Annotated in this window: 10 protein-coding genes; 3 read left to right on the top strand and 7 right to left on the bottom strand. The window is 66.9% G+C overall.

Annotated features, from left to right (window positions below; genetic code table 11):
• From HMPREF3115_RS03995 to HMPREF3115_RS03985, 3 genes are all read right to left on the bottom strand, one after another.
• The coding region (locus tag HMPREF3115_RS03995; RefSeq protein ID WP_176748734.1) for a glycosyltransferase family 4 protein at positions 1-1291 on the bottom strand (1291 nt) is incomplete at its 3' end.
• On the bottom strand, positions 1288-2754 hold the full coding sequence (locus tag HMPREF3115_RS03990; RefSeq protein WP_070553475.1) for an oligosaccharide flippase family protein: 1467 nt from the start codon (positions 2752-2754) through the stop codon (positions 1288-1290). The genes HMPREF3115_RS03995 and HMPREF3115_RS03990, both read right to left, overlap by 4 nt.
• Positions 2755-2780: 26 nt before the next feature.
• Entirely contained in the window at positions 2781-4973 is a 2193-nt protein-coding gene (locus tag HMPREF3115_RS03985) for an NHL repeat-containing protein (protein ID WP_070553474.1), read from the bottom strand.
• Positions 4974-5483: 510 nt separating this feature from the next.
• Here HMPREF3115_RS03985 and HMPREF3115_RS03980 point away from each other — a divergent pair.
• Genes HMPREF3115_RS03980 through HMPREF3115_RS03970 form a run of 3 tightly spaced genes read left to right on the top strand, consistent with a single transcriptional unit; the run spans position 5484 to position 8588 of the window.
• On the top strand, positions 5484-6548 hold the full coding sequence (locus HMPREF3115_RS03980; protein ID WP_006417205.1) for an acyltransferase family protein: 1065 nt from the start codon (positions 5484-5486) through the stop codon (positions 6546-6548).
• Positions 6549-6583: 35 nt separating this feature from the next.
• On the top strand, positions 6584-7627 hold the full coding sequence (gene gmd, locus HMPREF3115_RS03975) for a GDP-mannose 4,6-dehydratase (RefSeq protein ID WP_006399600.1): 1044 nt from the start codon (positions 6584-6586) through the stop codon (positions 7625-7627).
• Positions 7614-8588 carry an NAD-dependent epimerase/dehydratase family protein gene (locus HMPREF3115_RS03970; RefSeq protein WP_070553473.1) on the top strand — a complete coding sequence of 325 codons (975 nt, stop codon included), beginning with the start codon at positions 7614-7616 and terminating at the stop codon, positions 8586-8588. Before gmd ends, HMPREF3115_RS03970 begins: the two co-directional genes overlap by 14 nt.
• A gap of 116 nt (positions 8589-8704) precedes the next feature.
• Here HMPREF3115_RS03970 and HMPREF3115_RS03965 read toward each other — a convergent pair whose 3' ends face one another.
• The 4 genes from HMPREF3115_RS03965 to HMPREF3115_RS03950 form a co-directional block, all read right to left on the bottom strand.
• Entirely contained in the window at positions 8705-9895 is a 1191-nt protein-coding gene (locus HMPREF3115_RS03965; protein ID WP_070553472.1) for an O-succinylhomoserine sulfhydrylase, read from the bottom strand.
• 232 nt (positions 9896-10127) lie between these two features.
• Positions 10128-11660, bottom strand: coding sequence for an amidophosphoribosyltransferase (gene purF, locus HMPREF3115_RS03960; protein WP_006399595.1), 1533 nt, complete (start codon positions 11658-11660; stop codon positions 10128-10130).
• Positions 11661-11712: 52 nt separating this feature from the next.
• Positions 11713-12207 (bottom strand): CvpA family protein, encoded by a 495-nt coding sequence (locus tag HMPREF3115_RS03955; protein ID WP_006399594.1) that lies wholly within the window; start codon positions 12205-12207, stop codon positions 11713-11715.
• A 6-nt stretch (positions 12208-12213) separates the two neighbouring features.
• On the bottom strand, positions 12214-12524 hold a 311-nt coding region (locus HMPREF3115_RS03950), incomplete at its 5' end, for an SPOR domain-containing protein (protein ID WP_176748733.1).

Below are 12524 nucleotides of genomic sequence, written 5' to 3'. Positions count from 1 at the left end.
GGACCGGCGCCGCGGCCGGCGCGCCGCGCTGGGCGGTCGCGCCCGGCAGCGCCGTCTCCACGTAATCGAGAAAACGTCGCCGGAACGTGTCGGCCGAGAACCGCTCCGCGTTCGCGCGGCACGCACGCGGCGTGAAGCGCTGCGGCGCGCGCTCGAAATCGTCGACGGCCGCGACGATCGCCTGCGGCGTCTGCTCGTCGAAGAACAGTCCGGTCGGGTTCATGTCGGCGCGCGGATCGAGCACCGTTTCGAGCGCGCCGCCCTTGCCGTACGCGATCACCGGCGTGCCGCAGGCCTGCGCCTCGACGACCGAAATGCCGAAGTCCTCCTCGGCAGCGAACACGAACGCCTTCGCGCGGCGCATGCGGTCGTGCAGCACGGCGAACGGCTGGTAGCCCATGATCTCGACGTTCGGGCCGGCCTTCGCGCGGATCTTGTCCATCTCGGGGCCGTCGCCGATCACGACGAGCTTGCGCTCGGGCGTGCGCGAGAATGCGTCGACGATCAGGTCGATCTTCTTGTACGGCACCATCCGCGATGCAGTCAGGTAGAAGTCGTCCTTCACCTCGTTCAGCGAGAACGCGTCGACGTCGACCGGCGGAAAGATCACGGCCGCATCGCGGTGATAGACCTTGCGGATGCGCCGGGCGATGAACGCCGAATTCGCGATGAAACCGTCGACGGCGTTCGCGGTACGCGTGTCCCAGTTGCGGATGTAATGCAGGATCATCCGCGCGAGCAGCGACTTCGGCCCGTGCGTGAGGTTCGACTGTTCCAGATACTGGTGCTGCAGATCCCACGCGTAGCGGATCGGCGAATGCACGTAGCTGATGTGCACCTGGTCGGGACCGGTCAGCACGCCTTTGGCGACCGCGTGGCTGCTCGAGATCACGAGGTCGTAGCCCGACACGTCGAGCTGCTCGATCGCGAGCGGCATCAGCGGCAGATAGCTGCGGTACTTGGTGCGCGCGAACGGCAGCTTCTGGATGAACGTCGTCGTCACCGGCTTGCCGCGCACGAACGCGCGATCGTCGAGAAAGTCGACGAGGCTGAACAGGTCCGCGTCGGGAAAGCACGCGAGGATCTGCTCGAGCACGCGCTCGGCGCCCGCATAGGTGACCAGCCAGTCGTGGACGATCGCGACGCGCAGCGGGCGCGACGCATCGCGCGCGGGCGCCGGTTCGTCGCGCGGCACGGCGCGCAGCGTGCCCGCTTCGCCGGCGACGGCTGCGACCGTCGCGTCGGCCGGCGCCGCATTGAGAAGGGCGTGTTCCGCCAGATCGCGATTCATGTGGTTTTCCTCGCATTGAGACGGCCGATCAGGCCGGACGCCAGCGCGCGCAGCCCCGGCGTCATCGTGAGCGACCAGGCGACGTTCAGCGTCAGCACGATCGCGCACATGCCGATGGATTCGGCGAGCCCCGTCCAGGCGTTCGCAAGCGCGAGGCTCACGAGCAGGAACGCGAGGTGCGCGACCATGTCGAACACGATCGCGCGCATCCGGATCGCCGACAGATAGAGCAGCACGCCGTAGTCGACCAGCGCGCGGGCGGCGACGACCACCGCCGCGCCGATCAGCCCGTAGCGATGAATGCCGAGCCACAGCGCGCCGACGAAGAACGGCATCTGGACGAGCCCGGCCAGCGCCGCGCGCGCCGGGTTGACCTGCGACTGGATCAGGATCCGCGTGACGCTGGCCTGGCCGACGAGCCACACGCCGACCACGAGCACGCGCCCGACCGGCGCCGAATGCGCGGCCAGATCGGGGCCGACCCACAGCGTCAGGAACGGCGCCAGCGCAAAGATCGCGACGATCGCGACCGGCGTGAACACGCCGTTCAGGAATTCGAGCGACTGGCGCGCGAGCGTGTCGGCATGCTCGCGGCCGAGCGCCGACAGGCGCGGGAACAGCGTGCGCACGAGCGCGTTCGGCAGCATGTTCAGCCGCGTGACGAGGTTCTGCGGCACCGTGTAGTAGGTGACGAACTTCGCGCCCATGCCGGCGCCGAGCATCACGCGGTCGAGCGTGTCGGCGATCATGCTCGTCGTGCTCGCGATCAGCATCCAGCCGCCGAAGTTGAACAGTCCTTTCGCGGTGCCCCATTGCGGCGGATCGACGCGCCGGATCCCGAGCACGCGCACGCTCGCATAGCCGAGCATCACCGCGGCGATGAGCCGCGCGACGACCGCGGCGGCGAGCACCGTCTGCAGGTTCGGCGCGATCCACCAGGCCGCGCCGAGCGGCAGCAGCTGGAACAGGAACGTGCCGATCGTCTGGTTCGTGTTGAACACGCCGAAGCGCTCGGCGCCGTTGATCGCGCCCGCGAACACCCACGACACGTTCGCGAGCGGAATCGCGAGCGCGAGCCACGGCAGCGCGAGATACACCTCGTGCTGCATCGCGGCCGACACCTTCGTGAAATACGCGGTGTAGACGAATGCGCCGAAATAGATCAGCAGCCCGCCCGCGATGCCGGTACCGAGATTGAGCCAGAACGCGCTCCAGAACACGCGCGCGCTTTCGGCCGCATCGCCGCTCGCGAGCGCCTTCGAGATGTGGTTCTGCGCGGCCATGCTCATGCCGAGATCGAGAATCCCGAAATAGCCGATCAGCGTCCACACGAGACTGACGACGCCGTAGCGCTCGACGCCGAGCGCGTGGATATACGCGGGCACCGTGACCAGCGACACGAAGGTCGGCAGAATCAGCCCGACGAAATTGATCGATACGTTCTTCAGTATGCGTTTGTCCATGCCTGTGCCTTGTCGACGGCCGCGCGTCACGGTTTCCAGCGATACATCAGCACCTTGCCGCGCGCGTCTTCCTCGACGAACACGAGATACTCGCCGTTCTCGCGGCGGAACGCGCTGATGCCGAACGGCACGTCGACCCATCCCGACGCGCGGCCGACCTCCGGCCCCGGACTCATCACGCCGACTTCCTTGCCGGTTTCGTTGTCGTACACGTGGATCTTGCCGACCGGCTCGACCGCGAAGAGGTAGCGGCCTTCGACGGTGATGCCGATCAGGTCGAGAATCGGCTTCGCATCGAGCTGCCACGGCAGCGCGATCGTGTAGCGCGCGACCGGCGAGCCCGTCGACCACTTGTCGAAGCGCACCAGCACGCGGCCGACTTCCTTGTTGATGCCGGGCTGCGGCGGCGCGTCCGCCGTATAGCCCGTCACGTAGAGCGAATCCGTGCGCGCGTCGTAGATCGCGCGACGCAGCTGCGTGAACGGCTTCGGCATCGGATACGTCGTGACCTTGTCGTACGCGTAGATCGGGTTGCCGGCCTTGTCGACGCCGCCGTAGCGGAACCGGTGAATCCCGCGCACGTCGCTCGTGCGCCAGATGTCGCCCTTCGTGTCGACCCACCAGCCCCAGCCGCCCGCCTTCGCGTTGCCGGTCGTATTGATCTCGAATTCGTCCGCGTCGAGCCGGCCGTTGCCGTTCGCGTCGCGCCACAGCCAGTCGCCGCCCGGCGGCTTGTTCGGCACCTTGTCGACCGGCCGCGCACGGCCCGCGATCAGCCCGGACGGAATCGCGACTTCGCCGTCGCGCTTCGCGTCGAAGCGATAGATCTTCAGGTGATCGGCATACATGTCGGTCAGGTACAGGAACGTGCGGCCGTCGAGACGGCGTGCGGTCGGCATGCCGGGCCACTGGTCGGTGTGGAACACCGGATCGTCGGGATACTTGAAGCGGTTCGACAGGAAGCCGACATATTTCCAGTCCTGGCCGGGCGGCTTCGACAGATCGAGCTCGAAGCGCTTGTTGCCGGTGTACACGCTGTCGGGCCGCGCGGGATCGAGCCACGCGCCGTCGACGAACAGCAGCCCCTGCACCTGCCAGCGCAGCGTGCCGTCCGGCGTGTAGCTCTCGAGCACCGCGCCGAGGCCGGCGCCGATCGTGTCGTGACGCGGGCCGACCCCGTTCATCGCGACATAGACGTTGCCCGCGCGGTCGACGCCGACGCCGGTCAGCCCGTTGAAGCGCTGCGGGCCCGGACGGCCCGGCACGGGACCGGCGAAAATGCCGCCGCGCACGCCGAGCGTGCCGGACGGCGCATAGCGCTCGCCGCTCTTCGAGAAAATCAGGATCTGCTGGCGCGGGCCGTTGTCGGCGACGAACACGCGCCCCTTCGTGTCGACCGCGACGTCGACCGCGTCGGTGCCGTCCGGTAGCGCGGGCGCGTCGTCGATCTTGCGGCCGTCCGCACGCACGTGCACGAGGCGCGCGGGGCCGTTCAGCGTGTCGGTCAGCAGCCACAGCGTGCCGTCGGCGGCGAGCGCGATGCGTCCGGGCTCGTGTGCGCTCCACGTGCCCTTTTTCTGCATCGTCTCCGCGTCGTAGACGTCGACCGCGTCGTGCGACGGGTTGGTCGCGAACAGCGTCTTGTCGTCGGCCGCGAGACCGCCGACTTCGGCTTTCAGCTCACCGGCGTCGGGCTTCGCCGCGGCCGGCACTTCGTTGACCACCATGAAGCTCGCGGCCATCCGCGCGCGGCCTGCGTCCGCCCGCCCGCCGGGCGCGACCGACGGCGCCGCGCGAAACGGCGCAGGCTGCTTCATGTCGCCGATCGCGCGCCGCGAGATGCCGAACCACTGCTTGCCCTTGTCGGGCCAGATGCCGGGCGACTGCAGCCGGCCGCGTTCGTTGCCGACGCCGATCGCGACATACGCATACTTGCTGTTCACCGCGATCGCGTTGCCGCCGAGATTGCCCCAGCCATGCGTGCCGCCCGCGAAGCCGAGCATCTTGCCGTCCTGATAGACGCTCGCCTCGGCGCCGCTCTCGTCCCACGGCGCGTTCGTATACACCTTGCCGTCGGGCGTGACCGCGATCGCGCGGATGTCGATTTGCGTCCAGCGGCCGTCGCCGTAGCCGAACGTGTTGCCGATCCACGACGTGGTCGCGGGCAACACGGTTTCGGCCGATGCGGCGCCGGCAGACAGCACCGCGCACATCGTCATGCCAACCAGAATCAGACGTCGCAATGCGCTTCTCCAGACTCGATGCTCGGCGACCGAAACGGCGGCGCATGGCTGCCGCGAAACGTCCGGTCGCTAAATGGGTTTCAAACGTCGCGATGCAGGTTACAAGCAAAAATAATCACAAGAAATTTGGAAATATTTGGGGATGTTTCAGCCTGAAATATCGAGCCGGAACGCGCGCGCCTGCGCGTGAAAATCGGCAATAACGACCGCCGTTCACGCGCGCAGTACGTAGAAAATTCCGCCGACGCACGTCGTGCGTGGCCATGCGGGCGCCCGCCTTTCAGCGGCTTTCATTTTTCGATTGCGCGCAATGCGCTTCGAATGCCCGCCGTTGAATAAATGACATGCGTTTTTTTGCCGATTTCTTTTCCCTAGAATCGGTTTCGATTCGATATTCCACTTAAAAGGCATGCATTACGTTCACGCATCGAATGCAGGACGCGCGACGCCGACAACATGGTACGCGCGTCGCGAAGGGGCGGCGCGATGACGGGCCCGACGCGCACCGCCGAACTCGCACCGCCGCAGCACGGCCGCATCGTCCAGCTCGACGGGCTGCGCGCGATCGCCGTCGGCGCGGTGTTCCTGCAGCACGCGCTGAAGGCGCCGCTGTGGATGGGTGTCGATTTGTTCTTCGTGCTGAGCGGGCTGCTGATCACCGGCATCCTGCTCGAACGCAAGGCACGCGGACAGTCGTACTTCAGCCACTTCTATGCGCGCCGCGTGCGCCGGATCCTGCCGCCCTACGTGCTGCTGCTGATCGTGTCGACGCTGCTGTTCGGCGCGACCTGGCTGCCGCACTGGCCGTGGTACGCGTTCTTCTCGACGAACATCGGGCTGTCGCTCGGCAGCATCGGCCACGACAGCCTGAACGTGCTGTGGTCGCTCGCGGTCGAGGAGCAGTTCTACATCTTCTGGCCGTTCGTCGTGCTGTGGTGTTCGGAACGCGTGCTGCTGTGGGTCGCCGCCGCGCTGATCGTCGTCGCGCCGGTGTTGCGCGCCATCGCGACGCCGTGGTTCGACTCGTTCTGGCCGATCTACTACCTGACGCCGTTCCGCATGGACCTGCTCGCCGCCGGTGCGCTGCTTGCGATCGTGCTGCGCCGCGACCGTCGCGCGCTGGAGCCGTTCTATCCGCTCGCGATCGTCGGCGCACTCGTCGCGCTCGCGATTCTCGGCGCGCTGCACTTGTCGTTTCCGCGTTTCCGCGCGGCCAATACGCCGCTGTCGAACGCCGCGCTCTACAGCATCTCGCTGCTGCTGTGCACGTCGATCGTCGTGATCGCACTTCGCGGGCGCGGGCTCGTCCAGCGCGTGCTGACGAACCCGGTGCTCGTCTATATCGGCACCGTCAGCTACACCGTGTATCTGATTCACCTCAGCGTGCTGTACGCGCTGTGGCCGCTGCATCTGAACCGCTTCGTGACGGCCGCGCTCGCACTTGCGATCACGCTCGCCTACGCGACGCTGAGCTGGTACGGCTTCGAGCGCCGCCTGACGCGCGGCCCCGCACGCCGCGCGCTGCCCGCCGCGGCACGCACGACCGCCTGATTTTCATCTTCCATCGCTTCTACCAGGACATCGCCATGAGCCACACTCGCAAGGCCATCATCACGGGGATCACGGGGCAGGACGGCGCCTACCTGACCAAGCTGCTGCTCGACAAGGGCTATCAGGTCACCGGCACCTACCGCCGCACCAGCTCGGTGAACTTCTGGCGGATCGCCGAGCTCGGCGTCGACACGCATCCGAATCTGACGCTCGTCGAACACGATCTGACCGACGCCGGTTCGAGCCTGCGGCTGCTCGAGCGCACGCAGCCCGACGAGCTGTACAACCTGGCGGCGCAAAGCTTCGTCGGCGTGTCGTTCGACCAGCCGTCGACGACCGCCGAAGTCACGGGCCTCGGCACGCTGAACCTGCTCGAGGCGATTCGCGTCGTGAGCCCGCGCACGCGCTTCTATCAGGCATCGACGTCGGAAATGTTCGGCAAGGTGCAGTCGATTCCGCAAACGGAAACGACCGCGTTCTATCCGCGCAGCCCGTACGGCGTCGCGAAGCTGTTCGCGCACTGGACGACCGTCAACTATCGCGAATCGTACGGCCTGTTCGGCTGCAGCGGCATCCTGTTCAATCACGAGTCGCCGCTGCGCGGCCGCGAGTTCGTCACGCGCAAGATCACCGATACGGTCGCGAAGATCCGGCTCGGCAAAGCGAAGCGGCTCGAGCTCGGCAATCTCGATGCGAAGCGCGACTGGGGCTTCGCGCTCGAATACGTCGAAGGCATGTGGCGGATGCTGCAGGCGGACGAGCCGGACACCTACGTGCTCGCGACGAACCGCACCGAAACCGTGCGCGACTTCGTGCGGATGGCGTTCGCTGCTGCCGGCTATCAGATCGAATGGACCGGCAAGGGCGAACAGGAGCGCGGCCTCGACGCGGCGACCGGCGACGTGCTCGTCGAAGTGAATCCGAAGTTCTATCGGCCGGCCGAAGTCGATCTGCTGATCGGCTGCGCCGACAAGGCGAAAAGCAAGCTCGGCTGGGTGCCGAAGACGACGCTCGAACAACTGTGCCAGATGATGGTCGAAGCGGATTTGACGCGGAACACCCACCATGACACGTTCTGATGCCGGACGCGCGGCGCCGCGCCGCGCGTTCGTCACCGGCCTGACGGGCTTCACGGGCCGCTACATCGCGCAACGCCTCGAAGGCGCCGGCTACGAAGTCTGGGGCACGGTCGCACCGGGCGCGCCACGCCCGGACGATCCGGCGCTCGCGCGTTGCACGCTGCTGAGCGTCGACCTGCTCGATGCGGACGCGGTACGTGCGGCCGCCGCCGACGCGCGGCCCGATGCCGTCGTGCATCTCGCTGCGCGCGCGCATGTCGCGAACGACGAGCCGTCGCAGACGTACGCGGTCAACATCATGGGCACGCGCAACCTGCTCGCCGCGCTGGCCGGCCTCGATCGCCGGCCGTCGGCGGTGCTGCTCGCGAGCAGCGCCAACATCTACGGCAACGCGACGGCCGGCGTGCTCGACGAAACCGCGCCGCCCGCGCCCGCGAACGACTACGCGGTCAGCAAGCTCGCGATGGAATACGCGGCGAAGCTATGGACCGACCGGCTGCCGATCGTCATCGCGCGCCCGTTCAACTACACGGGCGTCGGCCAGAGCGAAGCGTATCTGCTGCCGAAGCTCGTCGCGCACTATGCGCGCAACGCGCCGCGCATCTCGCTCGGCAACCTCGACGTGAGCCGCGACTTCTCCGACGTGCGCGACGTGACGGCCGCGTATCTGCGGCTCATCGAAACCGCACCGGCCGGCGACACGTTCAACGTCTGCTCGGAGCGCGCGTATTCGCTGAAGGAAGTGCTGGCGATGCTGTCGCGGATCGCCGGCTACGTGATCGACGTGACGGTCGATCCGCGTTTCGTGCGGCACAACGAAGTGAAGCACCTGAGCGGATCGCGCGACAAGCTGCGGCGCGCGATCGGCGAGCTGCCCGTCACGCCGCTCGAGGAGACGCTGCGATGGATGTACGACGCGATGCGCGACGCGCAGGCCGGCGCGCCGGCTCGCCTCGACTGACAAGCGGCCGCTGCGCCGCGCGGCCGCAACCGACCCCGCAATAAACGAACGCGCCGTTCGCACCGGCAAAGGCCGGCGCGAACGGCGCGTGTCGTCGATGCGCCGGGCCGCCGCGTTCAGCCTTCGAGGCCGTGCGCGAGATCGTTGCGCAGGTCGCCCGCGTTCTCGAGGCCGACCGCAAGCCGGATCAGCCCTTCGGTGATCCCCGCCGCCGCGCGCGCTTCGGGCGTGATGCGCGCATGGGTCGTCGTCGCCGGATGCGTGATCGTCGTGCGCGTATCGCCGAGGTTGCCCGTGATCGAAATCAGCTTCGTGTTGTCGATCACGCGCCATGCGTTCGCGCGCTGCTGTTCGGGCGTGTCGCCCTTCAGCTCGAACGAGACGATCGCGCCGCCGGCCTTCTGCTGGCGCTTCGCGAGTTCATGCTGCGGATGCGATTCGAGGCCCGGATAGAACACGCGCGCGACGGCCGGGTGCGAATCGAGCCAGCGCGCGATCTCGAGCGCGTTCGCCGACTGCTTCTCGACGCGCAGCGACAGCGTTTCCATCCCCTTCAGCAGCACCCACGCGTTGAACGCGGACAGCGTCGGGCCCGCGCTGCGCACGAACGGAAACACCTTGCCCATGATGAATGCCTTCGAGCCGACCAGCGCGCCGCCGAGCACGCGGCCCTGCCCGTCGAGGAATTTCGTCGCCGAATGCATGACGACATCCGCGCCGAGCTTCAGCGGCTGCTGCAGCACGGGGCTGCAGAAACAGTTGTCGACGACGAACAGCGCGTTCGCGTCCTTGGCGATCTTGCCGATCGCCTCGATGTCGGCGAGTTCGGTCAGCGGATTCGACGGCGTCTCGAGGAAGAACATCTTCGTCTCCGGACGCACCGCTTCCTTCCATGCGTTCAGATCGGTCGGATCGACGAAGGTCGTCGTGATGCCGAACTTGCTGAAGATCTGCGAGAACATGCCGAGCGTCGAGCCGAACAGGCTGCGCGAGCTGACGAGGTGATCGCCCGCCTGCAGCGCGGCCATCACGACCGACATGATCGCCGCCATCCCGGACGCGGTCGCGATGCACGCCTCGCCGCCTTCGAGCGCGGCCAGGCGTTCCTGGAACATCGTGACGGTCGGGTTCGTGAAGCGCGAATAGGTGAAGTAGTCTTCCGAATTCGCGAAGCGCTCGGCCGCTTCGGCCGCATTCTTGAAGCAGAAGCTCGAGGTCAGGAACAGCGCTTCCGAATGCTCGTTGAAATCGGTGCGCAGCGTGCCCGCGCGCACGGCGAGCGTGTCGAAGTTGAGGGAGTCGTCCATGTCCGTTTTCCGTATTCGATGGCCGCGCGTGCGCGCGAGCCAGGCCAAACAAAAAGCCCGCCATGCGTCTGCATCAGCGGGCTTCGGTGCGGTACGACAGCGATCGACTCGGGCCGGCTGCCGCCGGCCTTCGCTTTAGCTGTTTTGGGAAGAAGCCCCGCGTCCGCAAGCTGAAATCAAATCGACGCAAGGCCACATCCTAGCACGCTTCGGCACAAGCGTGCGCCGGCAATCACTCGACCGACAGCTGCAGGTTCATCTGCGACCGTGCGGTATCGCTCGCCGTGTCGCGGTCGGCCTGCGATGCGGGCGTCAGGCGCGCGCGCTCGATCGCATCGAGATACTCGGGCGTCACGTCGCCGGTGATGTAGTTGCCGTCGAAGCACGACGCCTCGAAGCGCTCGAGCTTCGGGTTGATGTCGCGCACCGCGCGGCGCAGATCGTCGACGTCCTGATAGATCAGATGATCGGCGCCGATGATCTTCGCGACTTCCTCGTCGCTGCGGCCGTGCGCGACGAGTTCGCCGCGCGTCGGCATGTCGATGCCGTACACGTTCGGGAATTTCACGGGCGGCGCCGCCGACGCGAAAATCACCGACTTCGCGCCCGCGTCGCGCGCCATCTGCACGATCTCGTGCGACGTCGTGCCGCGCACGATCGAATCGTCGACGATCAGCACGTTTTTGTCCTTGAACTCGATGCTCATCGCGTTGAGCTTCTGGCGCACCGACTTCTTGCGCACCGCCTGCCCCGGCATGATGAACGTGCGGCCGACGTAGCGGTTCTTGAAGAAGCCTTCGCGATACTCGACGCCGAGCTTCGCGGCGACCTGCATCGCGGCCGGGCGCGACGAATCGGGAATCGGCATCACGACGTCGATCGGCACGTTCGGCAGCTCGCGCTTGATCTTCTCGGCGAGATAGTCGCCCATGCGCAGGCGCACGTTGTAGACGGGCACGCCGTCGAGGCACGAGTCCGGACGCGCGAGATAGACGTACTCGAACATGCACGGATTCAGCGTCGGATTGTCCGCGCACTGCTGGCTGTGGAAGTTGCCCGCCTGGTCGATGAAGATCGCTTCGCCCGGCAGCACGTCGCGCACGAACTCGAAGCCGATGCCTTCGACCGCGACCGATTCCGACGCGACCATCCATTCGGTGCCGTGCTCGGTCTCGAGCTTGCCGATGCAGAGCGGGCGGATGCCGAACGGATCGCGGAACGCGAGCAGACCGTAGCCGGCGATCAGCGAGACGATCGCATACGAGCCGTGCACGCGGCGGTGCACGCCCGCGACCGCCTTGAACAGCGCGGCCGGATCGAGCTCGAGGCCCGTCGTCGAGAGCTGCAGCTCGTGCGCGAACACGTTGAGCAGCACTTCACTGTCGGAATTGGTGTTGATGTGCCGGCGGTCGATCCGGAACATCTCGTCCTTCAGCTGTTGCCAGTTCGTCAGGTTGCCGTTGTGCGCGAGGATGATCCCGAACGGTGCGTTCACGTAGAACGGCTGCGCCTCGGCTTCGCTCGATGCGGAACCGGCCGTCGGATAGCGAACCTGGCCGATCCCGAACGTGCCGGGCAGGCTGCGCATGTTGCGCGTGCGGAACACGTCGCGCACCATGCCGTTCGCCTTGTACATGTGGAAATTGCTGCCGTCCGCCGTCGCGATGCCTGCCGCGTCCTGACCGCGATGCTGCAGCAGCAGCAGGCTGTCATAGATCAGCTGGTTGACCGGGGATTGGGAGATAACGCCTACGATGCCGCACATGGCATGTCCTTCAGAATGACAAAATCGGTTCCGTCCTGCCCCGTGCGTACGCTCACACGCGCACGTACTGGGCCATGCCGTCGGGCAGGAGCTGCTTCAGCTCGTGCACGCCCTGCTCGGCAATCGGACGCAATAGCGCATTGCGCCAGAAATCCTGTTTGGGCAACTCGGTCAGCCCGGCCGCCGCGACCAGCAACACCACCAGCACGCAGCCGCGCACGAGGCCGAACATCATGCCCAGCGAGCGATCGACGCCGCCGAGGCCGGTCGCCTGCGCGATCCGCGACAGCAGCGCGTTCGCGACGCCCGCGACGAGCACGACGCCGATCACCAGCAGCGCAAACGCGATCACCCACTGCGTCAGCGCGCCGCCCGGCCAGTTCGCCGGGATGTACGGGACCACCAGCCCGACGTAGCGGCTCGCGATCACGATCGCCGCGATCCAGCCGATCAGCCCGAAAATCTCCGACACGAAGCCGCGCCACGCACCGCGCAACGCCGACAACGCGATCACCGCCAATACAGCGTAGTCGAAAGCCGTCAGCATCGTGCGCTACTGCGTCAGCCCGGCTTCGCGCACCTTCGCGATCGCGGCGGACGCGGCCGCGCGATCCGCAAACGGACCCGCACGCAACAGTGTAGCCGTGCTGCCGTCCGCCTGCTTGCGACGCTCGACATATGCGGGCACGCCCGCCGATTTCAATTTCGTCGCCCACGAACGGGCGGTCGCGTCGTCCTTGAACGAGCCGAGCTGCACCGCGAAGCGCGCGCCGGCCGGCGACGACGGCGACGACGCGTCGCTCGTGTCGGTACCCGCCGCCTCGGCGCTCGCGACCGGCGCCGGCTTAGGCGCGGCCGGCTTAG

The sequence above is a fragment of the Burkholderia sp. HMSC10F09 genome (genome assembly GCF_001806955.1).
GTDB lineage: Bacteria > Pseudomonadota > Gammaproteobacteria > Burkholderiales > Burkholderiaceae > Burkholderia > Burkholderia multivorans.
The sequence above is the reverse complement of the archived record's forward strand: the minus strand, read 5'-3'. Positions and strand labels throughout refer to the sequence as shown.

Coding starts and splice junctions, on each gene's coding strand:
- gmd (WP_006399600.1), top strand. CDS start 6,584: ATGAGCCACACTCGCAAGGCCATCATCACGGGGATCACGGGGCAGGAC.
- HMPREF3115_RS03985 (WP_070553474.1), bottom strand. CDS start 4,973: ATGACGATGTGCGCGGTGCTGTCTGCCGGCGCCGCATCGGCCGAAACC.
- HMPREF3115_RS03970 (WP_070553473.1), top strand. CDS start 7,614: ATGACACGTTCTGATGCCGGACGCGCGGCGCCGCGCCGCGCGTTCGTC.
- HMPREF3115_RS03980 (WP_006417205.1), top strand. CDS start 5,484: ATGACGGGCCCGACGCGCACCGCCGAACTCGCACCGCCGCAGCACGGC.
- HMPREF3115_RS03965 (WP_070553472.1), bottom strand. CDS start 9,895: ATGGACGACTCCCTCAACTTCGACACGCTCGCCGTGCGCGCGGGCACG.
- purF (WP_006399595.1), bottom strand. CDS start 11,660: ATGTGCGGCATCGTAGGCGTTATCTCCCAATCCCCGGTCAACCAGCTG.
- HMPREF3115_RS03955 (WP_006399594.1), bottom strand. CDS start 12,207: ATGCTGACGGCTTTCGACTACGCTGTATTGGCGGTGATCGCGTTGTCG.
- HMPREF3115_RS03990 (WP_070553475.1), bottom strand. CDS start 2,754: ATGGACAAACGCATACTGAAGAACGTATCGATCAATTTCGTCGGGCTG.